We start from the raw sequence: 22,716 nt of genomic DNA, 5'->3' as shown, positions 1-22,716 counted from the left end.
CTTCGCCGGGCGGCACCCGAAGTCGCAGCGGCCGTAGTCGGCCTGCGCCGGGCGGTGCCCGAGGTCTTCGCAGTCGTAGTGGTCCTACGCCGGGCGGCACCCGAAGTCGCAGCGGCCGTAGTCGGCCTGCGCCGGGCGGTGCCCGAGGTCTTCGCAGTCGTAGTGGTCCTACGCCGGGCGGCGCTCGAAGTCGCGGCGGCCGTGGTGGGCCTCCGGCGGGCGGTGCCCGAGGTGGTGGCTGTCTTGCGCCGCACGCTGCCCGAGGTCGTGGCCGTCTTGCGACCGCCTGAGGCGGTGGTGGTGGGCTTGCGGACGCCTGCGGTCGTGGCCGTCCTACGGGTGCCCGAGGCTGCGGCGGTTCTGCGGGTGCCCGACGCCGCGGTGGTCCTGCGGGTGCCCGACGTGGCAGTCGCCTTGCGAGTGCCCGACGTGGCGGCAGTCCTGCGGGTGCCCGACGTCGCAGTGGTCCTGCGGGTACCCGACGTGGCGGCGGTCTTGCGGGTGCCCGACGTCGTGGTGGCCTTACGGGTGCCCGACGTGGTGGCGGCCTTGCGGGTGCTCGACGTGGTGGTGGTCTTGCGGGTGCTCGGCGTGGTGGCGGTCTTACGAGTGCCCGCGGTGGTGGTCTTGCGGGTGCTCGGCGTGGTGGCCGGGGTGGTGGTGGTCTTGCGGGTGGCTGCGGTCGTGGTGGGCTTGCGGCGGGTGGTGGCGCGCGCCGTCGTGGCGGTCCTGCCCCGGCCGGTGGTGCCCGAGGTCGCCGCTGTCCGGCGCCGCGTGGCGGTGGTGGCCGGCTTCTCCGAGTCGCCGCTCTCCACCGGTGCCGGCATCTGGCGTCGTCCACCGGGCCAGGACGGCGGCTCCTGCCGCCGCCGCTGCGCGATGACCATTCCCGCCCCGATGGCGGCGGCGACGGGCCACTCGACGAGCCCGAGCGCCGCCAGCGCGCCGAGCGCGCCGTAGTAGGCGATGCGTTCGGGCGGCGGGACGAACGTCCGGGCGACATCGACGTAGTGGCCGATCTCCTGCCTGCTGATGTGCGGCAGCTCGACATGCGGCAGCTCAACTTGCGGCAGCCGGACCTCGGGCCGGCGGACCTCGATGCTGAGCATCGGCAGGTCAAGCGTGAACCGCTTGGGCACCTTGCCGTTGGCTGCGGTGGCTCGGCGCCCTCGCGGCTGGGTGGCGGCCATGATCCCTCCTCCTTGATGAGGAAAACCTCATATTCCCCTTTCCGTAACCGCTCGGCTTAATTCCGGACAGCACAGATTTGGGCAACTTTGCACGCCTTATACCGGCCCGGCGAGTCGGGCCGGTATCGGCTTGCGTACCTGGAGGGTCGGGTGGCGCCGGGCCATCGCGACTACGCCTTGGGCTCCTGCGAAATCCGCACCATGTTCCCCGAAGGGTCACGGAACGCGCAGTCACGCGGTCCCCACGGCTGGTCGATGGGCTCCTGCAGCACCTCGGCGCCGGACACCCGAACCCTCTCGAAGGTCGCGTCGAGGTCGTCGGTACGGAAGACGATCATCGGCAGGACGCCCTTGGTGAGCAGTTCCTGCAGCGCGTCGCCGTCGGACCGGGACCGGCCGGCGTGCGGGTCGGAGAGCACGATCTCGAGGCCCGGCTGGGTCGCGCTGCCCAGCGTGACCCAGCGGTGGTCACCGGACGCCACGTCGTTGCGCACCTCGAGGCCGAGCGCGTCACGGTAGAAGCCGAGCGATTCGTCCACGTCGTTGACGGTGACGTGGCAGTAATGGAGTGCGATGGTCATGCCGCCAACGCTAGGCGGCGGCCTCGCGCCGCGCTTCTCCGATCCTGCTCGACGCGTCTCTCATCGGACGGGTGTGCGCCTTCGCCACGCACGCCGGCATCGCCGTCACGGCGCGGTGCTCCCTGGCGCGATAGGCACTCGGGGTCTCCCCCACCAACTCGGTGAACCGCGAGCTGAACGAGCCCAGCGACGTACAGCCGACCGCCATGCACGCGTCCGTCACGCTCGTGCCCGCCCGCAGCAGCGCCATCGCCCGCTCGATGCGGCGGGTCATGAGATAGCTGTACGGCGTCTCCCCGTAGGCCGCGCGGAACTGCCGCGAGAAGTGGGACGGCGACATCAGCGCGTGCCGGGCCATCGTCGGCACGTCGAGCGGACGAGCGTATTCACGGTCGATCAGGTCCCGCGCCCGCCGCAGGTGCGCGAGGTTGGCGAGGTCTTCCGGACTCATGGCGGCAGGCTACCACCGCGAGCCGACAAAAGCCGCTGACCTGCATAAACGCGATCTTCGCCACGGCGGGACGGCCGCCCGGACTCGTCAGGAATCGAGAAGCGCCCGCCTCCCGGCCCTGCCTAACGTGACAGCCGGGCCTCACCCTTGACTGCCACGAGGCCCCGACACCCAAGGAGACGACCGTGCCCCTCGCCCTCGACGTGATCACCCTCGGCGTGCCGGAGGTCCCGGCCGCGCACGCGTTCTACACCTCCGCGCTCTCCCCCACCGCCGGCGGCCACGGCCAGGACGCGAACCTCGACCTCCGCGGAACCGGACGGATCGCCCTGCACACCACCGGCGCGCTCGCCGCCGACGCGGGCACGGACCCCGAGACGTCCGGCTTCCGCGGCTACGTCCTGTCCTACGTGGTCAGCCAGCCCAGCGAGGTCGAATCCCTCCTGCACGCCGCCGTCCGCGGCGGGGCGAAGGTGCTCAAGCCCGCGAAGCGATCCCTGTTCGCCGGATTCTCGGCGGTCTACCAGGCACCCGACGGCGCCGTCTGGAAGCTGGCCGCGCCCACCAGAAAGGACACCGGCCCCGCGGGCGAACCCCCGGTGCCGACCGAGACCGGCGCCCTCCTCGGCGTGGCCGAGCCGACCGCGTCCAAGACCTTCTACGCGGCCCTGGGCATGACGGTCGACAGGGACTACGGCGACAAGTACGTCGACTTCCACCTGGCCCCCGGATGCTCCCGGCTGGGCCTGCTGCCCCGCCCCACCCTCGCCAAGGACGCCGGCGCCGACGAGGACGGCGCCGGGTTCCGCGCGATCGTCCTCCACCACCGAGCCGAGTCGCGCGCGAAGGTCGACGCCCTCCTCGCCGCCGCGCACTCCGCCGGGGGCCGCATCGTGGTCGCGGCCGGGGAGGGCGCGCGGGACGGCTACTCCGGGCACTTCGCCGACCCCGACGGCCACCTGTGGCGGGTGAGCGCCTCGTGACGGCGGCGGGCACCCCGCCCGACGCCTTTACATTGTAGATCATTAGGTCGAGCAGGATTCGAGAAGCGCAGGTCAGGGGGCCGCCACTAGCGTGGCACCACCTCGCCGACGACGGCAGGCGTGCCGGACCGCGATCGGGCTCCCCCAGCCGTCGTCACGCCGGGGATCCCATCACCCACGAAAGACTCAGGAGCGACCATGACCGCCACCCACGGAATCAGGACCGTGCTGCACCCCGTCTCCGACCTCGCGAAGTCCAAGGCCGTGTACGCCGCCCTGCTCGGCATCGAGCCGCAGGCCGACGGCTCCTACTACGTCGGGTTCGACGCCGAGGGCCAGCACATCGGGCTGGTGCCCGGCGGCGGGCCGCAGGGCCTGACCTCGCCGGTGGCCTACTGGCACGTGGCCGACATCGAGGCGAAGCTGGCCGAGGTGACCGCGGCCGGCGCCACCGTGAAGGAGCCCGCCCACGACGTCGGCGGCGGCCGCCTGGTGGCCACCGTCACCGACCCCGACGGCAACGTCCTCGGGCTGCTCCAGGACCGGTGAGCCCGAGGCCCAGGGCCGAAGCAACGGAGCGCGGGACGTACTCTGCTCGAAGCCGGTCGGCACGGGTCGGGCGGCACGGACGGCCACACGAGCGGCTACACGGGCGGCCACACGGACGGTGGCCGCGGACCGCGCGGCCCCGCCCGGCAGGCCGCGCCCGGCTCCCACGCGACACACTCCGCCCAGCGGATTCCGCCCAACAGATGGAGAGATGATGAGCACGGCCTCGAGGACGGACACGCAACAGCCCGCGCCGCACGTCGCCGACAACCACGATCGGATCCGCGTGCACGGCGCGCGCGTGAACAACCTCAAGGACGTCAGCGTCGAGCTGCCGAAGCGCCGGTTGACGGTGTTCACCGGGGTCTCGGGCTCGGGCAAGAGTTCGCTGGTGTTCGGCACGATCGCCGCGGAGTCGCAGCGGATGATCAACGAGACCTACAGCGCCTTCGTGCAGGGTTTCATGCCGACGCTGGCGCGGCCCGAGGTCGACGTGCTCGAAGGGCTGACGACCGCGATCATCGTCGACCAGCAGCGGATGGGCGCCGACCCCCGTTCGACCGTCGGCACCGCCACCGACGCCAACGCGATGCTGCGCATCCTCTTCAGCCGGATCGGGCAGCCCCACCTCGGCTCACCCAACGCGTTCTCCTTCAACGTCCCCTCGGTCCGGGCGAGCGGCGCGATGACGGTCGAACGCGGCGGCGGCAGCAAGACCACGAAACAGACCTTCACCCGCCTCGGCGGCATGTGCCCGCGCTGCGAGGGCCGGGGCACGGTCTCCGACATCGACCTCACCCAGCTCTACGACGACACCAAGTCGATCGCCGAGGGCGCGTTCACCATCCCGGGCTGGAAGTCGGACAGTTGGTGGACGGTGCGGACCTACGCCGAGTCGGGTTTCCTCGACCCGGACAAGCCGATCCGCGAGTTCACCGAGCAGGAGATGCGGGACTTCCTCTACCGCGAGCCGACCAAGGTCAAGGTCGAGGGCGTGAACCTCACGTACGAGGGACTGATCCCCAAGATCCAGAAGTCGTTCCTGTCGAAGGACAAGGAGGCGATGCAGCCGCACATCCGCGCGTTCGTGGACCGGGCGGTCACCTTCACCTCCTGTCCCGAGTGCGGTGGCACCCGGCTCAGCGAGGCGGCCCGCTCGTCGAAGGTCGGCGGGCTGAACATCGCCGACGCGTGCGCCATGCAGATCAGCGACCTGGCCGACTGGGTGCGCGGGCTCGACGAGCCGTCGGTGGCGCCGCTGTTGGCCACGCTGCTGCGCACGCTCGACTCGTTCGTGGAGATCGGGCTGGGCTACCTGTCACTCGAACGGCCGTCGGGCACGCTGTCGGGCGGCGAGGCGCAGCGCGTCAAGATGATCCGCCATCTCGGCTCCTCGCTCACCGACACCACCTACGTCTTCGACGAGCCCACCACCGGCCTGCACCCCCACGACATCCAGCGGATGAACGAGCTGCTGCTCCGCCTGCGCGACAAGGGCAACACCGTGCTCGTCGTGGAGCACAAGCCGGACGTGATCGCCATCGCCGACCACGTCGTCGACCTCGGCCCCGGCGCGGGCACGGCGGGCGGCGAGGTCTGCTTCGAGGGCACCGTCGCGGAGCTGCGGGCCGCCGGCACGCTCACCGGCCGCCACCTCGACGACCGGGCCGCCGTCAAGAAGACGGTGCGCGCCCCCACCGGCGCCCTCGAGATCCGCGGGGCGACCAGGCACAACCTGCGTGACGTCGACGTCGACATCCCGCTCGGCGTGCTGGTCGTCGTCACCGGTGTGGCCGGTTCGGGCAAGAGTTCGCTCATCCACGGCTCGATCCCGTCCCGGGCCGGGGTGGTGGCGATCGACCAGGGCGCCATCCGCGGCTCGCGGCGCAGCAACCCGGCGACCTACACGGGGCTGCTCGACCCGATCCGCAAGGCGTTCGCGAAGGCCAACGGCGTCAAGCCGGCGCTGTTCAGCGCCAACTCCGAGGGCGCCTGCCCCGCGTGCAACGGCGCCGGAGTCCTCTACACCGACCTGGCCATGATGGCGGGCGTCGCCACCCCGTGCGAGGAGTGCGACGGCAAGCGGTTCCAGGCCGCCGTGCTGGAGCACCACCTCGGCGGCCGTGACATCAGCGAGGTGCTCGCGATGCCGGTGGCCGAGGCCAGGGAGTTCTTCGGCGCGGGCCCGGCGCGTACGCCCGCCGCGCACGCCATCCTCGAACGGCTCGCCGACGTCGGGCTCGGCTACCTCAGCCTCGGCCAGCCGCTCACCACGCTGTCCGGCGGCGAACGGCAGCGGCTCAAGCTGGCCACCCACATGGCCGAGCAGGGCGGCGTCTACGTCCTCGACGAGCCGACCACCGGCCTGCACCTCGCGGACGTCGAGCACCTGCTCGCCCTGCTCGACCGGCTCATCGACACCGGCAAGTCGGTCATCGTCATCGAGCACCACCAGGCCGTCATGGCGCACGCCGACTGGATCATCGACCTCGGCCCCGGCGCCGGTCACGACGGCGGCCAGGTCGTGTTCGAAGGCACCCCCGCCGACCTGGTCGCCGCCCGCTCCACCCTCACCGGCCGGCATCTCGCGGACTACGTCGGCGCCTGAGCCGCGGCCCTGCCCACCTTTCTCGCGACATGCTACCGTTCTACTTTCACGAGAAAGGTGGAGGGCGATGGATGCGGAACCGGCGGCGGTCGCCGCGAGGGTGGTCGAGCTGTTCAGGGACGGGCGGTTCGCGGACGTCGAGCGGATGCTGGCGCCGCCGCTGCGCGCGGCGGCGTCCGCGGAGACGCTGCGCGCCGGATGGGAGGGAGGGCTCTCCGAGACGGGCCCGGTCTCCGCGGTCGGCGCGCCCGTCTGCGAGCCGCCCGCGGGCGGGCTGGTCCGGGTGAGCGTGCCGGTGACCGGCGAACGGGGCGGGCTGACGGTGGTCATGTCGGTCGACGCGACGGGCCTGCTGCATGGGCTGCGGCTCGCCCAAGGGCCCGACGCCGAGTGGACGCCGCCCCCGTACGCCAGGCCCGGCGCGTTCGACGAGGAGGAGGTCGTCGTCGGCTCCGGGCCGCTGGCCGTCCCGGGGACGCTGAGCCTGCCGCGCGGGCCCGGCGCGAGCCCCGGGGTGGTGCTGCTGAGCGGGGGCGGGCCGTTCGACCGGGACGCCACCTCCGGCCCGAACAAGCCGCTCAAGGATCTGGCGTGGGGGCTGGCCTGCGGGGGTGTGGCGGTGCTGCGGTTCGACAAGGTGACCTACGCCCACGCCGAGCGGGTGGCCGCCCGTGGCGACCTCACCATGAGCGCCGAGTACGTGCCGCACGCCGTCGCCGCCGTACGCCTCCTCCAGGGCCATCCGGCCGTGGACGCCCGGCGGGTGTACGTCGCCGGGCACAGCATGGGCGGCAAGGTCGCGCCGATGGTCGCCGCCGCCGAACCGTCCGTGGCCGGGCTGGCGCTGCTGGCGGGCGACGCCGAGCCGATGCACCGGGCCGCCGTACGCGTCGTGCGCCATCTGGCCTCGATCGGCGCGCTCCCCGCCGACGCCGTCGAGACGATACGGCGGCAGGCCGCCCTGATCGACGGCCCCGGCCTCTCGGCCGACACGCCCGCCGCCGAGTTGCCGTTCGGCTACCCGGCGGCGTACTGGCTGGAACTGCGCGACTACGACCCCGTGGCCGCCGCCGCGGCGCTGGGCCGGCCGATGCTCATCCTCCAGGGAGGACGTGACTACCAGGTCACCGTGGCCGACGACCTGGCTCTGTGGCGGAAGGGCCTGGCCGGCCGCCCCGGCGTCACCATCCGCGTCCACGACGCCGACGACCACCTGTTCTTCCCCGGCTCAGAGCCTTCCACCCCGGCCGGCTACCAGGCGCCGCAACACGTCGACCCGGCCGTGGTCGGCGACCTCACCGACTGGCTGACGTCGCCCCATGGGGAGGCGCGGGGGGCTGGGGAGCGGGGCTGACGTAGTGGTGCAGCAGGGCGGGCTCGCCGGCCGCGTTCAGCCAGGTGGCGCGGGTGCTGCCGATCCTGCGCCAGCCGGAGCGTTCGTAGAACCTGATGGCGTCGGTCCCCTCGGACGAGACCTCCAGCTTGAGCGGCGCCCCGGCCGCCACGCGAACGGTGTCAAGCAGCCGGGCGGCCACACCGCGCCCCCGGGCGGCGGGGACGACGAAGAGGCGGGTGACCTCCATGTCGCGGGTCAGCGCCACATGACCGAGCACGGCCGCCGGGCCCGTCGCCTCGGACGTCGGCTCGACCGCGATCCAGGCACCGACCAGGTCGTCGGGGGTCAGCCAGCCGCCGGGGTCGTCCGGCCAGTGGACGGGGTAACGGTCGACGGCCTGAACCTGCGCGAGGGCCTCGACACACGCGTCGAGGTCCCTTTGCGCCCTGTCGCGAATGTGCACGGCGGCAAGCCTAGCCGCGCGCCCCGAGCGCCTGGCCGACGGCCCGGGGCGACCGAGAAATGCGGATCACAGGGGATCCTCGTCGCCGTCATCGTCGAGGGCCGAGCGCTCGCTTGAAAGCGGGAAAATGGGCGCGGGCCGCGGCGGCTCCGCGTCGCACCGCCAACGGGTGTGAATCATGCGTGCGAAGCGGAGAACACCGCGACCCGCAGCTTCGTCGGGGTTGTCACCATCAACCCCAGCCGCCTCCCCAGGGGCCGCCCCACCACCGCCTGCGTCGGCGACAGCGGCCACGACGCCAGCGCCGACGTCCGCAGCCCCCACTTTCCTGGAAACCAAGCGCTCCGTTCATGGGTTCCCCCCATCAATAGCGCCTTCGATTCAGACATTAACGCATAAATCCGCTCGAAATAGGACATATCCGTAGATATCGATAGTTTTTGACGGTGAATTCACTACGTAAAATCCGCCGGGCGCGGGATGCCCGCAGCGGTGCCGGGACTCGGGCGCCGCTGCGGGCGCCAGGCGTCGCCGTCGCGGGGAGTCCGGCTTCCTGCGGTCGGTTGCGCGGCCATCCGGCCTCCTGCGGTCGGTTGCGGTGGCCGTCCGATTCCCCGGGCTCAGCGTTCCGCGAGGTTCTTGACCCAGGTGCTCACGCCGCCCAGCAAGGTGTCCAGCTCCCTGCGCAGTTCGGCGTTCTCCTGGCATAGCGCGGCGTTGTCCTCGCGCAGTGCGGTGTTCTCTTCCCTCAGTGCGGTGTTCTCCTGGCGGAGCCGGAGCAGTTCTCGCCCTTCGGCCCCGGGCCGGCCGGTGGGAGTCTGGCGGATGGCGGGGGGTTGGTGGTCGCGGGGGCGGAAGGCGTCCTCCCAGGGCCCCAGCTCCTCGTGGCCGATGGCACGCACGTGCACGGTCGCCGGAACGCCCGGACGGGCCGCCTCGGCGCGCTCCCCCACGGGAGGCCAGACCCGCGCGGGCTCGGGGACCCGGGCGACAGCGGCCGGGGCGGCGGCAGTCGGAGCGGCGAGGGCCGGGGACGGTGCGGGCTCGGGGCGTTCCGGTTCGGCGGCCGGCTGGGCTCTGGGCAGGACCAGCGTCACCAGGGCCGCCAGCAGGGCGACGCCGCAGCCGATCAGCAGGGCCGTACGGAAGCCGGACTCCGACGGGAGCGCGTGCCCGCCCACCGTCACCGTCATCTGCGACAGCACGACACCGATCACCGCGGCCGACATGGAGGTGCCGATGGAGCGCATCAGCGTGTTGAAGCTGTTGGCGGAGGCCGTCACGGTGCGCGGCACGGCGCCCATGATCAGCGCGGGCATGGCGCCGTACGCGAGGCCGACGCCGACGTTCGCGGCGCAGGTGGCGACCGCCAGGCCCCAGGCCCAGTCCATCAGGCCCAGTGAGGCCCCGTAGCCCAGCGCGATGATCAGCGCGCCCAGGAACAGGCTCGTCCTGGGCCCGCGAGCGGCCGACAGCCGGGCGCCGACGGAGGAGACGGCCATCATCGTCAGCCCGGCCGGGGCCAGCCACAGCCCGGCGGTCAGCATCGACTGGCCCAGCCCGTACCCGGTGGCCTCGGGCAGTTGCAGGAGCTGGATGACGACCAGCGACTGGGCGTACATGGAGAAGCCGACGAGGATCGAGGCCAGGTTGGTGAAGAGCACCTGGGGCCGGGCGGTGGTGCGCAGGTCGACCAGTGGGTCGCGGACGCGCAGCTCGTACAGGGCCCACAGCAGCGCGATGACCACGGCGGCGCCGAGCAGTCCCAGGGTGGTGCCGCTCCCCCAGCCCCACTCGCCGCCCTTGGACACGCCCAGCAGCAGGCAGACCAGCGCCACGCCCAGGCCGATCGCGCCGACGACGTCCAGGCGGCCACGGGCCGCGGCGGGCGTGCCGGGCGTGACGGGCACCAGCAGCCAGATCAGCAGGCCGACGAGCAGGCTGAGGGCGGCCGAGCCCCAGAAGAGCACCCGCCAGTCCGCGTGTTCGGCGACGGCGGCCGAGATCGGCAACCCGAGCGCGCCGCCGATCCCCAGGGACGAGCTCATCAGGGCGATCGCCGGTCCGACCCGGTCGGGGGGCAGCAGGTCGCGCAGCGCGCTCACACCGAGGGGGATCATGCCCACGCCCAGCCCCTGCAGGCCGCGTCCGGAGATCATCGGGATCAGCGAACCGGCCAGCGCGCACACGACCGAGCCCACGACCAGCGGGACGGCGCAGGCGAGCATCATGCGGCGCTTGCCGTAGAGGTCGCCGAGCTTGCCGACGACCGGCGTGGCGACCGCGCCCACCAGCAGCGTCACGGTGATGACCCATGAGGTGTCGGCGGCGTCGGCGTCGAGCAGCCGGGGCAACTCGCCGACCAGCGGCACGACGAGGGTCTGCATGAGTGAGGCGACGATGCCGGCCACGGCCAGCACACCGGCGATCCCGCGGCCGGAGCCCTCACGCGGCGCGGAATGCACCATTTATCCCCCAATTCCGCCAAAAGTCCGAATGCACCATACACGCGCCGTGCTTCATGCACAACATGTGCATCATGCACATCCGCGGCCGTCCGCCTGCTCCGGGATGGGGGACCCGAACGAGGCGTGCTCCGCCCGCTCGGTCAGGCGCGGCCCGGAGCAGGTGCCGCCGGTGGGCTAGCCGTCCCGGCCGACGTACTCGTCCAGCCAGGCGACGATGTGCTCGACGTAGCTGTCCACGGAGGGCAGGGGTTCGCCGCCGAGGATGAAGACCGCGCCCAGGAGGTTGATGCCGAACAACCGGTCCCAGACGCGGGCCCGCCGGTACGTGTCCGCGTCCACGGCCGCCCGCAGGTTGTCCCAGCCGTGCCAGCCCATGAAGGCGGCGTCGACCGCCGGGTCGAACAGGTGGGCCCGGTCCCAGTCGAGCACGCCGATGAGTTCGCCGTCCTCGCCCCAGTGGACGTTGTCGCTGACGAGGTCGCCGTGGACGAGCACGTCGGGCACCGTCTCCAGGGCCATCGCCGCCTCCAGCCGCCGTTCGGCCTCCGGCCGCCACCTGTCCGGCAGCCGGGGCAGGACGTCGTCGGCCAGCACGCGAGCCCAGTGCCCGTCGTGGGCACGGGGAGCGGGCAGCACGGCCCGCAGTTCAGGGGTGACGGGCAGCTCGCGGAGGGCGGCGAGCAGACCGGCGATCCGGCCGGGGTCGCCCTCGCCCTCGGGCAGCCCGGCGCCGTCGATCCAGGAGACGGCCACGGCCGTGCGCTCCCCGAACGTCGTCACGGGCGTCAGCGGCTCGGGCACCGCGAACGGCGGAGCGGCCGCGCCGACCGCCCGAAGGATCTCGATCCGCCCGGGCATGGCCCGCGCTCCGGACGCACGCCGCGCCACCCGTACGGCCGCCACTCCCGGAAGCAGCACGACGTCGTGAATCCCGCCGCGGGCCAGCCGCGCCCGGTCCAGCGACGCGCCGGGCACGAGCGCGTCGGCGATCTCCAGCAGCTCCGCGGGAACGCCGTCGGGTGGGCCCGTGGGGACCTGGGCGGGCACGGGGGTGGACTCGCGGTCGTTCATGCGGGGATGACTCCAGGTCGCGGGAGAGCGGGAGAAAGGGCGGAGATCGTGAGGGTATCCGGTCCGCGGAGCACCCGACGCCTCAGGCCACCCCGGCCGCGCGGCCAGGGCCGGACGCCGTCAGCGACCGCGCTCCGGCAGCGGCAGCCGCAGCGCGAACCTGGCCCCGCACGGCGTGTCCTCCATGGTGAGGGTGCCGTGGTGGGCATGGGCGATCGCCCGGGAGATGGCCAGGCCCAGTCCGCTCCCGCCGGGGTCGCGATCGCGTGCCTCGTCCAGCCGGACGAACGCCTCGAACACCCGCTCGCGGTCCTGCGGCGCGACGCCGCACCCGTCGTCCGCCACGGTGACCACGGCCTGGCCGTCCGAGTGCCGTACGGTGACCTCGACGCGGGTGCGGGCGTGCCGCTGGGCGTTGACCAGCAGGTTCGTCAGCACCTCCGCGAGCTGGACCCGGTTGCCCACGACCTGGAGGTCGTCCTCGACCCGGGCCAGGATCCTCGGCCTCGCCCCGCGGCACGCCACCTCCTCCCGTACGAGCGCGCTCAGGTCCACCCGCTCCCGGCTCTGCGGGGTGGCGGTGCGCACCTGGGCGAGCATGAGCATCGCGTCGATGATCGTCTGGAAGCGTTCCGCGCTGGCCAGCGCGTCCTGGACGGTGGCGCGGAGATCGACGCCGGGGTAGGCCAGCGCCTCCTCCAGCCGGGTGAGCAGGCCGGTCAGCGGCGTACGCAGCTCGTGCGAGACCATCGAGGCATAGTGGCGCTGCTGCTCGACCGCCTCCTCCAGGCGTGACAGGGTGTCGTTGGCGGTGTGGGCCAGCAGCGCGATCGAGTCCCGGCCCGGCGGGGCCCGCACCCGCAGGCCCAGGTCGGTGAGCGTGATCTCGGCGATCCTCGTCCGCATCTCCTCCACCGGGCGCAGCGTCCGCCGGATGAGGAGCGTGGCCGTGCCGCTCACCAGGGCGGTGGCGGCGAGCACTCCGGCGGCCAGGCCCAGCTCCAGCCGCCCCGTGCCCAGGACGGCGGGCTCGGTCCGGCCCGAGTACACCACGTGGGAGGCGCCGCCCCACAGCAGCTCCTCCTCCTCGGGCGACGGCCGGGTGGCGGTGAACAGCACGCACTCGCCCACGCTGCACGACCTCCCGTGCTGGATCCGGTTGTCGGACGTGGGCCACAGCGTGCTGATGGGCGGACGGCCGGCGGCGGCGGGGTTGGCCGCGACCACGTTCCCCATGGCGTCCACGAGCTGGAGGAAGTCGACCTCGGACGTGGTCGCGGTCGTCGGCATCGCGGTCCCCATGGCGCCGATCCACTCGATCGCCGCCTTCTCCGTGCTCCGGTAGGTCTCTTGCCTGACTCTGTCGCGGACCAGCACGTCCACGACGACTGCGACCGCCGCCAGGACGATCAGCGACAGGATCGCGGTAGCCAGCGTGAGGCGTCCCTGGACCGAGAGCCGGCGGGGATGCAGAGGCATCATCACCTCCCCGACCGGTCGCGCCAGTCGACACACTTGCTTGCGTTCACATGTTTCCCAACAACGGGTTCACGAGGAACCCAAGGGCCCGCAAGGAATCCATTGCGGTGCGATGACCGAGGTCACGCAGAAATTCCTAGTTTTCCTATTGCATTTGTGGGGAATTCTGCGGAAGATCTGAGCTGTGAAGAGCAGCGAACTTCTGGTCGCTCGGCTCCACGTCGATCTCAGACGGCAGGCGAGCGCGCTGTGTGCCAGGCGGTGACCTGACGGTCCCGCCCCCCGTGTCTCCCCTATTCACACTCCTCGACCTCAGGAGCGCTTCAGCATGCCCACGACCAGCATTCTGACCGTCAACCGCGTGGCCGGGCACATCGGCGCCGAGATCACCGGCATCGACCTCGCCCACCCGCTCGACCCCACGACCGTGGCGGAGATCCGCCAGGCCCTGCTCGTCCACAAGGTGGTCTTCTTCCGCGGCCAGACCCTCGACCACCGCGCCCAGATCGCCTTCGCCCGCCAGTTCGGCGAGCTGACCCACGCCCACCCGCACGAGGACGCCCCGCCGGAGGACCACCCGCAGATCCTCACCATCGACCCGCGCCGCTACGAGCAGCGCTACGGCACCGACTACCGGCAGCTCCAGCGCAGGCGGCGCTACTCCTACAACTCCGGCTGGCACACCGACGTCACCGCGGCCGTCAACCCTCCTGCGGCCTCGATCCTGCGGGCCGAGACCGTGCCGGAGTTCGGCGGCGACACGACGTGGACCAACCTGGTCGCCGCCTACGAGGGGCTGTCGGCGCCGCTGCGGTCCTTCGTGGACGGCCTGCGCGCCGAGCACCGCTTCCTCGCCGGATACCAGCCCGGCCAGGACGACGACAAGCTCGTCAAGCGGGTCAACGACAACCTGCTGGTCTCCGTCCACCCCGTGGTGCGGGTGCACCCCGAGACCGGCGAGCGCGCGCTGTACGTCAACCCCGGCTTCACCGACCGCGTCGTCGGGCTGTCCGCCCCCGAGAGCAGGCGCCTCCTCGACCTGCTGTACGAGCAGATCACCCGCTCCGAGTACACCGTCCGCTTCCGCTGGCAGCCCGGCAGCGTCGCCTTCTGGGACAACCGGGCCACCGCCCACCTGGCCCCGTCGGACCTCGACCACCTCGACGTCCAGCGGACCCTGCACCGGGTCACCCTGATCGGTGACCGCCCGGTCGGCCCCGACGGCTTCGTCTCCGAGATCGTGGCCGGCCGCGAGTTCAGGGCCGAGTCGCTCGTCGTCGCCTGACGAGCCCCGAGAACGTGCGGGCGGGACTGGGGGTGCCCGCCCGCACACCCTGCGCGCCTCCTGCCCGGGACGGGCTGGGTCAGATGGAGGAGATGGCGTACTGGGCCGTTCCGTGGCCGAAGGACCAGTCGATCGACTCGTTCTCGGTCAGGAGGACGAACACGTTGCGCGGTTCGGTGCCGGCGTAGTCGAGGGCCAGCTCCGCGATGCGCCGGTAGAGCGCCTGCTTCTGCGCCGGGGTGCGGCCCCTGCGCAGGGTGATCGCGACGTACACGAGGTCGTCGTCACGGTCCACGCCGGGGAAGGTCCCGTACCTCAGGGTGCCGTGGGTGCCGTCGTGGGCGGTGAGGACCTGGAAGAGGTCGTCGGGCGGGATGCCGACGGTCTCGACCAGGGCGTCGTGCACGGCGCGGCCGAGCGCGGCGAGCCGGTCGGCGTCGGCCCTGAGGGCGTCGATGCGGACGAAAGGCATGTCAGTTCCTCTCGGACGTACGGGTGAGCAGGGCGAGTGCGCCCTCGACGGCCCCGGCGTAAGCCTCGGGGTCGCCGGCGGCGCGGCCCTGGGCCGGCAGCCCGGCCAGCCAGCCGGTGAGCCGGGCGAACGTCTCCTCGACCGGCCGCCGCAGGCCGGGGTCGGCCATCACGTCGGGGTCCTGGGTGAGGCGGCCGACCGGGCAGCCCGTCAGCGCGTCGCGCTCTCGCCGCAAGTATGCGGCCACCCTCTCGGCAGCCGCTCCCTCGCGTCCATGCCGGACATATCGGACATATCGGACATACTAGTAGGTACAGGATCGGGAGCCCGGAGCGGGTCACAGCTCGCCGCGATACCACGCCTCGGCCTCGGCCGCGAGCGCGTCCAGGTCGGGGCGCGGCGGGCGGGCCCGTTCGGCCCAGCGGCGCAGCAGCCGGGCGAGCGGAGCCAGGTGCTCCGGCCGCGCCGACCCGTGCACCGCGAAGTACGCCACGATCGGCCCGGTGACGGGGTCGCCCGCGTCGCACCGGCCGCACACGGCGATCTCGCTCATGACCCGGACCCGCCGGCCCGCGGCGTTCGACCAGGTGTGCGGCAGGCGCAGCACGGCGAGCACCTCACCGGTACGGCAGCGCGGGCACGGCCCGATCATGCCCCGCCGATCGCGTCCGCGCCGAGCAGGGCCTTGACGTCGCCGTAGAAGGCCGCCTCCGGGGTGACCTGGAAGGGCACCAGGTCCACCAGCAGGCTCCTGGCGCCGCGCCGATGCAGGCGCAGGTGCACGGGCGCGCGTCCTGGGTGGGTGGTCAGGATGTGCTTGAACTCCCGCACCAGGCGCGCGTTCACCTGGCTCTCCCTGACCGAGATCACCACGGGCGGCTCGGCGTCGCCCCGCAGCACGTCGAGCACGGCGATCTCCTCGCCGTAGACGCTCATCGTCTCGTCGCGGACGTTGACCCGCCCTCGTACCGAGATCACCCGGTCCTCCGCCAGGACCTCGCCGCACAGCGCGTACGTCTTGGGGAAGATCAGGCACTCCACCGAGGCGTCGTGGTCCTCCAGCGTGACGATCGCCCAGGGGCTGCCCTGCTTGGTGACCTTGCGTTGCAGGCCGGAGACGATGCCGCTGACGCGGGCCGGGCCGTCCTGCCGCCCGGAGGCCAGCAGGTCGGCGATCGTGGTGTCGCGGTGGGCGTCGAGGACGCGCTCCGCGCCGTCGAGCGGGTGGCCGGAGACGTACAGGCCGAGCATCTCGCGTTCGAAGGTCAGCAGGGTGGCCTTGTCCCACTCCCCCTCCGGGATCGCGATCGACGGCTCCGCGCCGTGGCCCGCCTCCCCGAACAACGAGTCCTGGCCGTACGCCTCGTTGCGCTTGACGTCGACGACCGCGTCCACGGCCGGCTCGTGCACCGCCACCAGGGCCTTGCGGTGGTGGCCCAGCCCGTCGAACGCGCCCGACTTGGCCAGCGACTCGATGACCCGCTTGTTGCAGACGGCGGCCGGCACCTTGGCCAGGAAGTCGTGGAAGCTCGTGTAGGCGCCCCTGGCCTCCCTGGCGGCGACGATCGCCTCGACCACCCCGCCCCCGACGTTGCGCACGGCGCCCAGGCCGAAGCGGATGTCGGAGCCGACGGCGGCGAAGTCCTTCTGGCTGGCGTTGACGTCGGGCGGCAGCACCTTGATGCCCAGCCGCCGACAGTCGGACAGGTAGACGGCCATCTTGTCCTTGTCGTCCCGCACCGAGGTGAGCAGCGCCGCCAGGTATTCGCAGGGGTGGTTGGCCTTGAGGTAGGCCGTCCAGTACGAGACCAGGCCGTATCCGGCCGTGTGCGACTTGTTGAAGCCGTAGCCGCTGAAGGGCACGAGCACGTCCCAGACGGCCTTGGTCGCCTCGCCGGAGAAGCCGCCCTCGCGCATGCCCGTCTCGAACCGGTCCCACTCGGCGTCCAGCACCTCCTTCTTCTTCTTGCCCATGGCCCTGCGCAGCATGTCGGCGGCGCCGAGCGAGTAGCCCGCCAGGTGCTGGGCGATGGCCATGACCTGCTCCTGGAAGACGACCAGGTGGTAGGTGTCGCCCAGGATGGGCTCCAGGGCCGCGGCCAGCTCGGGGTGGATCGGCTCGACCGGCTGCCTGCCGGTCTTGCGCAGCGCGTAGTTGGTGTGGGCGTTCATCTCCATCGGGCCCGGCCGGTAGAGCGCGTTCACGGCCGCGATGTCGGTGAACGTGGTGGGCTGCATGAGCCGCAGCAGGGTGCGCATGCCGCCGCCGTCGAGCTGGAAGACGCCGAGCGTGTCGCCGCGCGCCAGCAGTTCGTACGTGGTGGCGTCGTCCAGCGGCACGTCGAGGATGTCGATCTCGACGCCCTTGTTGGCGCGGACGTTGGCGACGGCGTCGCCGATGACGGTCAGGTTGCGCAGCCCCAGGAAGTCCATCTTGAGCAGGCCCATGTCCTCGGCCTGGGTGAAGGGGAAGCCGGTCACCACCGGGCCGTCGGCCTTGGGCCTGGCCAGCGGGATCACGTCGATCAGCGGCTCGCTGGACAGGATCACGCCGGCGGCGTGGATGCCGGTGCCCCGGGTCAGGCCCTCGATGCCGACCGCCGTGTCGATCACCCGTTTGACGTCGGGGTCCTGCTCGTACATGGCGCGCAGCTCGGCGGCCTCGCCGTGGCGCGGATGGCCGGGGTCGTGGATGGCCGACAGCGGGATCTCCTTGCCGCCGGCCGCCGCGGGGAACGCTTTGGTGATGCGGTCGCCGAGCGCGTACGGGAGGCCGAGCACCCGGCAGGAGTCCTTGACCGCGGCCTTGGCCTTGATCGTGCTGAACGTGACGATCTGGCAGACGCGGTCGCCGCCGTACTTGCGGGTGACGTAGTCGATCATCTCGTCACGCCGCCGGTCGTCGAAGTCGAGGTCCACGTCGGGCATCGTGATGCGCTCGGGGTTGAGGAAGCGTTCGAAGATGAGCTTGTGCTCGATCGGGTCGAGCTGGGTGATGCCCGTGCAGTACGCGACGATCGAGCCGGTGGCCGAGCCGCGGCCGGGGCCGAGCCCGATGCCGCGCTCGCGGGCGTGGCGGCAGATGTCCGCGACGACCAGGAAGTAACCGGGGAAGCCCATGGCGTCGATGACCGACAGCTCGTAGTCGATGCGGTCGAGCACCTCGCGCGGCGGCGGGGCGCCGTAGCGGTGGCGGGCGCCGTCGAGGGTCTCCTTGCGCAGCCAGCTCGACTCGCTCTCCCCTTCCGGCACGGGGAAGCGGGGCGTCAGGTCGCGGTGGGCGAACACCTCGCCGTAGTCGCCGACGCGCTCGGCGATGAGCAGGGTGTTGTCGCAGGCGCCGGGCACCTCGGCGTCCCACAGGGCGCGCATCTCCCCGGCGGGCTTGACGTAGTAGCCGCTGCCGCTGAAGCGGAACCGGTCGGCGTCGGCCAGGCGCTTGCCGGTGCCCACGCACAGCAGCGCGTCGTGGGCCTGGGCCTGGCCCTCGGTGACGTAGTGGGAGTCGTTGGTGGCCAGCGGCGGCAGCCCGAGGTGCCGGCCCAGCCTGAGCAGGTCTTCCCGGACGCGGCGCTCGATGGCCAGGCCGTGGTCCATCAGCTCCAGGTAGTAGTTGCCGGGGCCGAACAGGTCGCGGTAGCGGGCGGCGGCCTCGACGGCGCGGTCGTACTGGCCGAGGCGGAGCCGGGTCTGCACCTCGCCGGAGGGGCAGCCGGTGGTGGCGATGATCCCCCGGCCGTGCTCGGCGAACAACTCATCATCCATGCGCGGATATTTCTGGACGTGTCCCTCCAGCCAGGCCCGCGACTGCAGCCGGAACAGGTTCCGCAGCCCCTCGGCGTCCGCCGCCCACATGGTCATGTGCGTGTACAGCCCGCGTCCTGAGACGTCGCCGCCCTCGCCGGTGTCGTCGTTGGAGCGGCGCAGGGCCAGGTTGTCGCTGTAGAACACGGGCCGGCGGTGGTGGCGGGAGGCCGGGGCGACGTAGCTCTCGATGCCGATGATCGGCTTCACCCCGGCCTTGCGCGCCGTCTGGTAGAACTCGTACGCCCCGTGCACGTTGCCGTGGTCGCTCATCGCCACGGCCGGCATGCCCTGCCGCGACACCTCGTCCATGAGGCGGCCCACCTTGGCGGCGCCGTCGAGCATGCTGTACTCGGTGTGCACGTGCAGGTGCACGAAGGACCCCACCTGATCACTCCCCCTGGTTGTAGGCTCTGGGATCGGCCCGCGTCATTCGACCCGAGAGCAGGTGGGGTTGTCCAACAATCGACACGCCGCCACGGCACAACCATCGGATGTGACCGCAGATCTGGACCTCGGCGCGGTCCGGGCCTTCGTGGCCGTCACGGAAGACCGTTACTTCAGCGAGGCGGCGGCCCGGCTGGGGATCAGCCAGCAGGCCGTCTCCAAGCGCGTCGCGAAGCTGGAGTCCGACCTCGGCCTGCGGCTGTTCTTCCGCACCCGCAACGGGGCCGACCTCACCGCCGACGGCCGGGCGTTCCTGCACTACGCGCGCGCCCTGGTCGGCCTGGGCGACCAGGCGCTCGAGGCGCTGCGCGGGCGGCGGCGCTCGCTGCGGGTCGACGTGCTGGACACCCGGCTGGTCGCCGTCGACCTGGTGCGGGCCTTCCACCAGGGCGCGACCGACGCGGACGTCGAGGTCGTCACCTCCAACGGGCTCAGGTCCGCCCTCGGCACGCTCGCCGGCGGCTCGGTCGACGCCGCCTTCGCCCGCGTGCGCGGCGCGCTGGACGAGGACCTCCGGCACGTGCCCGCCTACCTCGAACCGGTGCACCTGCTGGTCGGCCGCGACCACCCCCTCGCCGGGCTGGCGCAGGTGGAGCTCGAACGCCTGTCGGACGCGACGATCTGGATGCCGGGCAACGCCCCCGGCAGCGAGTGGCGCGACTACTACCGGCTCCTCGGGGCCGCCTTCGACCTGCGGATCGACGACTCCGGGCCCGACTTCGGCTGGGAGTGGTTCGTGTCCGAGATCGGCTCCGGCGGCCGCATCGGGTTCGTGGGCGAACGGTGCCGGGTGCCCTGGCATCCGCGTACGGTGCAGATCCCCGTCGTCGCGCCCGTCCCCGTCTACCCGTGCTCGCTGTTGTGCCACCGCCAGAACCACCACCCGGTGCTGGCGCGGCTCGTCCGGTTCATCGCCGACGGGTTCCGCCCGTTCGACCCACGGCTGCAGTGGCTACCGGAGCCCGACCGCGCCGCCCTCCTGGCGCCCGCCGCCTGAGACCTCGCGCTCGACGAACCGCAGCACCCGCGCGTTGACCAGCTCGGGAGCCTCCAGCGGCAGCCCGTGCCCGGCCTCCGGCACGACCTCGGCGTACGCGTGCGGCATCAGCTCCAGCACCCGGGCCCGCGCCCGCCGCGCCCGCAGCAGGGTGCTGCGCTCGCCCAGCAGGACGAGCGCCGGCACCCGCACCGAGCGCAGCTCGTCGTCGGCGAAGGGCGGTGCCGCGGGGCGGGACGGCTGGAACGCCCGCACGCTCGCCATGATCGGCGCCATCAGGCGGGCGGGGGCGACCAGCGCATGGTTGGCCAGCACCCGCGCGAACCACGGGCGCAGCCGGCGCGGGCCGAGCATGGCCATCAGGCCGCCGAACATGCCGATCACGAAACGGGGGGACACCTTCTCCAGGCCGCCGGGATCGAGGAGGGTGACCGAGGCCAGGCGCCCGGGAGAGTGCACGGCCTGGTTGAGTGTCAGCCAGCCGCCGTACGACAGGCCCACCAGGTGCACCCGGTCGAGCCCGAGCCCGGCGAGCACGTCGTCGAGCCAGGCGGCGTTGTCGTGGGAGTCCTTGACGACGGTGTGCTGGACGCTGCGCCCGGGGTCGTCGATGGTGTCGACGGCGTAGAGCGGGTGGCGCTCACCCAGCGCCGCGACCTGCGGGTACCAACTGGAGGCGTTGGCGCCGTGGCCGTGCAGCAGCACGATCGGCTCTCCGCTCCCGGCCCCGGCCCGGTGGACGTGCACGGTGCCGAACCTGGTCTCGACGTCGATCTCCGCACGCGGGCCCGGCCACAGGCCCATGGCGTCGTCGTACGCCCGCAGGAATCGCTCTCGCGCCTGGTCGTTCACGAAGTGGCCGACGGCCTTCCTGGTCATCGCGCTCGTCTCCTCTCGGTTGCTTTTGATAGTACACTCGTACTACCAAGGCTGACAGAGGGGGTGGCCGCACGTGCCCAAGCTGGCCGACCACGCGGAGCGCCGGGCGCAGATCGCCGAGGCCCTGCTGCGCATCGCAGGCAGCAAGGGGCTGCACGCGGTCACCATGCGCGCGGTGGCGGCGGAGGCGGGCTTCGCCGTCGCCGTCGTGCAGTACTACTTCGAGTCCAAGGAGAAGCTGCTGCTCTTCGCGCTGCGGCACCTGGCGGAGCAGATGGCCGAGCGGGTGTCGGCGCGGGTGGGCCCCTCTCTCACGCCGCTGCGGGTCGTCGAGGCCGTCCTCGTCCAGGCGCTGCCGCAGGACACGGAGAGCCGGGTCTTCCATCTGGTCTACACCTCCTACGCGGTCCTGTCGGTGACCGATCCCGCGCTCGCCGCCCAGCCCTTCCTCGACGCGCCCGACCGCATGCGGGAGTTCCTCACCGGCCGGTTGCGCGAGGCCCAGGAGAGGGGGGAGCTGGCCGACGGTCTCGACGTGGCGGCCGAGGCGGCGGGGCTGCTGGCCATGTCGGCGGGCCTGGGCACCAGCGTGCTGCTCGGGCAGCGCACCGTGGACGAGGCGCTCGGCGTCCTGCGCTACCACCTGGCCCGGATCGCCCGCTGACCGCGCTCGGGCGTTCTCGGTTTCGGACGGACACGCCGGATCGGCGATCCCGGTTTGACCTGGAGCACACTCCAGCGGACAAGCTGGACCCATGCAGAACGCCATGACAACGCGCACGATCGGAAACCGCAGGGTCGGGGCCATCGGACTCGGGGCCATGCCCATGTCGGTGGCCGACCACATGCCGGACGAGGCACAGTCGATCCGCACGATCCACGCGGCCCTCGACGCCGGTGTGACCCTGATCGACACCGCCGACGCGTACACGCCCTCCCACGAGGACGTCGGCCACAACGAGCGGATCGTGGCCCGGGCCCTTTCCCTGTGGTCCGGCGACGCCGGCGGCGTGCTCGTCGCGACCAAGGGCGGGCACACCCGCACGCCCGGCGGCGGCTGGGGCCGGGACGGCAGGCCGGACTACCTGAAGAGCGCGTGCGACAGGTCGCTCAAGGCGCTCGGCGTCGACAGCATCGGCCTCTACCAGCACCACCGCCCCGACCCGGACGTGCCCTACGAGGAGACGATCGGGGCGCTGAAGGACCTGCACGACGCCGGCAAAATCCAGATGGCCGGCATCTCGAACGCGAACCCCGAGCAGATCAGGCTCGCCCACGGCATCCTGGGCGACCGCCTGGTCAGCGTCCAGAACGAGTACTCCCCGCGCTTCCGCTCCAGCGAGCCGGAGATCGACGTCTGCGCCGAGCTGGGGCTGGCGTTCCTGCCGTGGTCGCCGCTGGGCGGCATCGGGCGTACCGGGGAGCTGAGCGGGCACAACGCGGCCTTCGCCGAGATCGCGGCGGCTCGCGGGGTCTCGCCGCAGCAGGTGTGCCTGGCCTGGGAGCTGGCCCGCAGCCCGGTGGTCGTACCGATCCCGGGCGCCAGCCGTCCCGAGACCATCCTCGACTCCGTCGCCGCGGCCGGTCTCGAACTGACCGAGGAGGAGCTGGCCCGCCTCGGCTGAGGCCGATTGCCCCTATTTGACCCGATGT

The 22,716-nt window shown here is 72.3% G+C and carries 21 protein-coding genes; 9 read left to right on the top strand and 12 right to left on the bottom strand.

Annotation, left to right across the window (positions count from 1 at the left end; genetic code table 11):
* From ACZ6S0_RS23135 to ACZ6S0_RS23125, 3 genes are all read right to left on the bottom strand, one after another.
* On the bottom strand, window positions 1-1,190 hold a 1,190-nt coding region (locus ACZ6S0_RS23135; protein ID WP_465921075.1), incomplete at its 3' end, for a hypothetical protein.
* A 170-nt stretch (window positions 1,191-1,360) separates the two neighbouring features.
* Window positions 1,361-1,771 (bottom strand): VOC family protein, encoded by a 411-nt coding sequence (locus ACZ6S0_RS23130; protein ID WP_465921071.1) that lies wholly within the window; start codon window positions 1,769-1,771, stop codon window positions 1,361-1,363.
* Between the two features lie 10 nt (window positions 1,772-1,781).
* A complete protein-coding gene (locus tag ACZ6S0_RS23125) occupies window positions 1,782-2,222 on the bottom strand; it encodes a helix-turn-helix transcriptional regulator (RefSeq protein ID WP_465921069.1) in 441 nt (146 codons plus the stop codon).
* Between the two features lie 185 nt (window positions 2,223-2,407).
* Between ACZ6S0_RS23125 and ACZ6S0_RS23120 the strand changes: the two genes are divergently transcribed.
* The 4 genes from ACZ6S0_RS23120 to ACZ6S0_RS23105 all read left to right on the top strand — a co-directional run bounded on the left by ACZ6S0_RS23120 (window position 2,408) and on the right by ACZ6S0_RS23105 (window position 7,716).
* The gene (locus ACZ6S0_RS23120) at window positions 2,408-3,205 is read left to right on the top strand and encodes a VOC family protein (RefSeq protein WP_465921067.1); all 798 of its coding nucleotides are present in this window, start codon (window positions 2,408-2,410) and stop codon (window positions 3,203-3,205) included.
* Between the two features lie 198 nt (window positions 3,206-3,403).
* Window positions 3,404-3,754: a VOC family protein gene (locus ACZ6S0_RS23115; protein ID WP_465921066.1), complete on the top strand. Its 351-nt coding sequence runs from the start codon at window positions 3,404-3,406 to the stop codon at window positions 3,752-3,754.
* A gap of 214 nt (window positions 3,755-3,968) precedes the next feature.
* The gene (locus tag ACZ6S0_RS23110) at window positions 3,969-6,362 is read left to right on the top strand and encodes an ATP-binding cassette domain-containing protein (RefSeq protein ID WP_465921063.1); all 2,394 of its coding nucleotides are present in this window, start codon (window positions 3,969-3,971) and stop codon (window positions 6,360-6,362) included.
* 67 nt (window positions 6,363-6,429) lie between these two features.
* A complete protein-coding gene (locus tag ACZ6S0_RS23105; protein WP_465921059.1) occupies window positions 6,430-7,716 on the top strand; it encodes an alpha/beta hydrolase family protein in 1,287 nt (428 codons plus the stop codon).
* Here ACZ6S0_RS23105 and ACZ6S0_RS23100 read toward each other — a convergent pair.
* From ACZ6S0_RS23100 to ACZ6S0_RS23085, 4 genes are all read right to left on the bottom strand, one after another.
* The gene (locus tag ACZ6S0_RS23100; protein WP_465921057.1) at window positions 7,658-8,161 is read right to left on the bottom strand and encodes a GNAT family N-acetyltransferase; all 504 of its coding nucleotides are present in this window, start codon (window positions 8,159-8,161) and stop codon (window positions 7,658-7,660) included. The two genes, ACZ6S0_RS23105 and ACZ6S0_RS23100, sit on opposite strands and share 59 nt — an antisense overlap.
* 620 nt (window positions 8,162-8,781) lie before the next feature.
* Window positions 8,782-10,629 (bottom strand): MFS transporter, encoded by a 1,848-nt coding sequence (locus tag ACZ6S0_RS23095; RefSeq protein ID WP_465921056.1) that lies wholly within the window; start codon window positions 10,627-10,629, stop codon window positions 8,782-8,784.
* 174 nt (window positions 10,630-10,803) lie between these two features.
* Window positions 10,804-11,700 (bottom strand): phosphotransferase, encoded by an 897-nt coding sequence (locus tag ACZ6S0_RS23090; protein WP_465921054.1) that lies wholly within the window; start codon window positions 11,698-11,700, stop codon window positions 10,804-10,806.
* Between the two features lie 120 nt (window positions 11,701-11,820).
* Window positions 11,821-13,179 carry a sensor histidine kinase gene (locus ACZ6S0_RS23085; RefSeq protein ID WP_465921052.1) on the bottom strand — a complete coding sequence of 453 codons (1,359 nt, stop codon included), beginning with the start codon at window positions 13,177-13,179 and terminating at the stop codon, window positions 11,821-11,823.
* Between the two features lie 184 nt (window positions 13,180-13,363).
* On the opposite strand from ACZ6S0_RS23085, the gene ACZ6S0_RS23080 reads away from it, so the two are divergent.
* The gene (locus ACZ6S0_RS23080; RefSeq protein ID WP_465921189.1) at window positions 13,364-13,444 is read left to right on the top strand and encodes a putative leader peptide; all 81 of its coding nucleotides are present in this window, start codon (window positions 13,364-13,366) and stop codon (window positions 13,442-13,444) included.
* Window positions 13,445-13,507: 63 nt separating this feature from the next.
* A complete protein-coding gene (locus ACZ6S0_RS23075; protein WP_465921051.1) occupies window positions 13,508-14,464 on the top strand; it encodes a TauD/TfdA dioxygenase family protein in 957 nt (318 codons plus the stop codon).
* A gap of 79 nt (window positions 14,465-14,543) precedes the next feature.
* Here the strand turns inward: ACZ6S0_RS23075 and ACZ6S0_RS23070 are convergent, their stop codons facing one another.
* The 4 genes from ACZ6S0_RS23070 to dnaE all read right to left on the bottom strand — a co-directional run bounded on the left by ACZ6S0_RS23070 (window position 14,544) and on the right by dnaE (window position 19,127).
* A complete protein-coding gene (locus ACZ6S0_RS23070) occupies window positions 14,544-14,936 on the bottom strand; it encodes a tautomerase family protein (RefSeq protein ID WP_465921050.1) in 393 nt (130 codons plus the stop codon).
* A 1-nt stretch (window position 14,937) separates the two neighbouring features.
* Complete coding sequence (locus ACZ6S0_RS23065; RefSeq protein WP_465921047.1) at window positions 14,938-15,183, bottom strand: hypothetical protein; 246 nt, start codon at window positions 15,181-15,183, stop codon at window positions 14,938-14,940.
* A gap of 90 nt (window positions 15,184-15,273) precedes the next feature.
* Entirely contained in the window at window positions 15,274-15,588 is a 315-nt protein-coding gene (locus ACZ6S0_RS23060) for a DUF6300 family protein (protein WP_465921044.1), read from the bottom strand.
* Entirely contained in the window at window positions 15,585-19,127 is a 3,543-nt protein-coding gene (gene dnaE / locus ACZ6S0_RS23055; RefSeq protein ID WP_465921041.1) for a DNA polymerase III subunit alpha, read from the bottom strand. Before dnaE ends, ACZ6S0_RS23060 begins: the two co-directional genes overlap by 4 nt.
* Window positions 19,128-19,236: 109 nt before the next feature.
* Between dnaE and ACZ6S0_RS23050 the strand changes: the two genes are divergently transcribed.
* Window positions 19,237-20,184, top strand: coding sequence for a LysR family transcriptional regulator (locus ACZ6S0_RS23050; protein ID WP_465921038.1), 948 nt, complete (start codon window positions 19,237-19,239; stop codon window positions 20,182-20,184).
* Here the strand turns inward: ACZ6S0_RS23050 and ACZ6S0_RS23045 are convergent.
* Entirely contained in the window at window positions 20,140-21,063 is a 924-nt protein-coding gene (locus ACZ6S0_RS23045) for an alpha/beta fold hydrolase (RefSeq protein WP_465921037.1), read from the bottom strand. The two genes, ACZ6S0_RS23050 and ACZ6S0_RS23045, sit on opposite strands and share 45 nt — an antisense overlap.
* 73 nt (window positions 21,064-21,136) lie before the next feature.
* Between ACZ6S0_RS23045 and ACZ6S0_RS23040 the strand changes: the two genes are divergently transcribed.
* Complete coding sequence (locus tag ACZ6S0_RS23040) at window positions 21,137-21,727, top strand: TetR/AcrR family transcriptional regulator (RefSeq protein ID WP_465921033.1); 591 nt, start codon at window positions 21,137-21,139, stop codon at window positions 21,725-21,727.
* A 103-nt stretch (window positions 21,728-21,830) separates the two neighbouring features.
* Window positions 21,831-22,688, top strand: a complete 858-nt coding sequence (locus ACZ6S0_RS23035; protein ID WP_465921030.1) for an aldo/keto reductase — start codon at window positions 21,831-21,833, stop codon at window positions 22,686-22,688.
* Window positions 22,689-22,716 lie beyond the last annotated feature (28 nt).

It is taken from the genome of Nonomuraea sp. NPDC051298 (assembly GCF_055586305.1).
Note: the sequence above shows the minus strand (reverse complement) of the source record. Positions and strands in the feature narration are given on the sequence as shown.

Coding starts and splice junctions, on each gene's coding strand:
- ACZ6S0_RS23060 (WP_465921044.1), bottom strand. CDS start 15,588: ATGATCGGGCCGTGCCCGCGCTGCCGTACCGGTGAGGTGCTCGCCGTG.
- ACZ6S0_RS23085 (WP_465921052.1), bottom strand. CDS start 13,179: ATGCCTCTGCATCCCCGCCGGCTCTCGGTCCAGGGACGCCTCACGCTG.
- ACZ6S0_RS23130 (WP_465921071.1), bottom strand. CDS start 1,771: ATGACCATCGCACTCCATTACTGCCACGTCACCGTCAACGACGTGGAC.
- ACZ6S0_RS23125 (WP_465921069.1), bottom strand. CDS start 2,222: ATGAGTCCGGAAGACCTCGCCAACCTCGCGCACCTGCGGCGGGCGCGG.
- ACZ6S0_RS23035 (WP_465921030.1), top strand. CDS start 21,831: ATGACAACGCGCACGATCGGAAACCGCAGGGTCGGGGCCATCGGACTC.
- ACZ6S0_RS23105 (WP_465921059.1), top strand. CDS start 6,430: ATGGATGCGGAACCGGCGGCGGTCGCCGCGAGGGTGGTCGAGCTGTTC.
- ACZ6S0_RS23045 (WP_465921037.1), bottom strand. CDS start 21,063: ATGACCAGGAAGGCCGTCGGCCACTTCGTGAACGACCAGGCGCGAGAG.
- ACZ6S0_RS23070 (WP_465921050.1), bottom strand. CDS start 14,936: ATGCCTTTCGTCCGCATCGACGCCCTCAGGGCCGACGCCGACCGGCTC.
- ACZ6S0_RS23095 (WP_465921056.1), bottom strand. CDS start 10,629: ATGGTGCATTCCGCGCCGCGTGAGGGCTCCGGCCGCGGGATCGCCGGT.
- ACZ6S0_RS23115 (WP_465921066.1), top strand. CDS start 3,404: ATGACCGCCACCCACGGAATCAGGACCGTGCTGCACCCCGTCTCCGAC.
- ACZ6S0_RS23110 (WP_465921063.1), top strand. CDS start 3,969: ATGAGCACGGCCTCGAGGACGGACACGCAACAGCCCGCGCCGCACGTC.
- ACZ6S0_RS23090 (WP_465921054.1), bottom strand. CDS start 11,700: ATGAACGACCGCGAGTCCACCCCCGTGCCCGCCCAGGTCCCCACGGGC.
- ACZ6S0_RS23075 (WP_465921051.1), top strand. CDS start 13,508: ATGCCCACGACCAGCATTCTGACCGTCAACCGCGTGGCCGGGCACATC.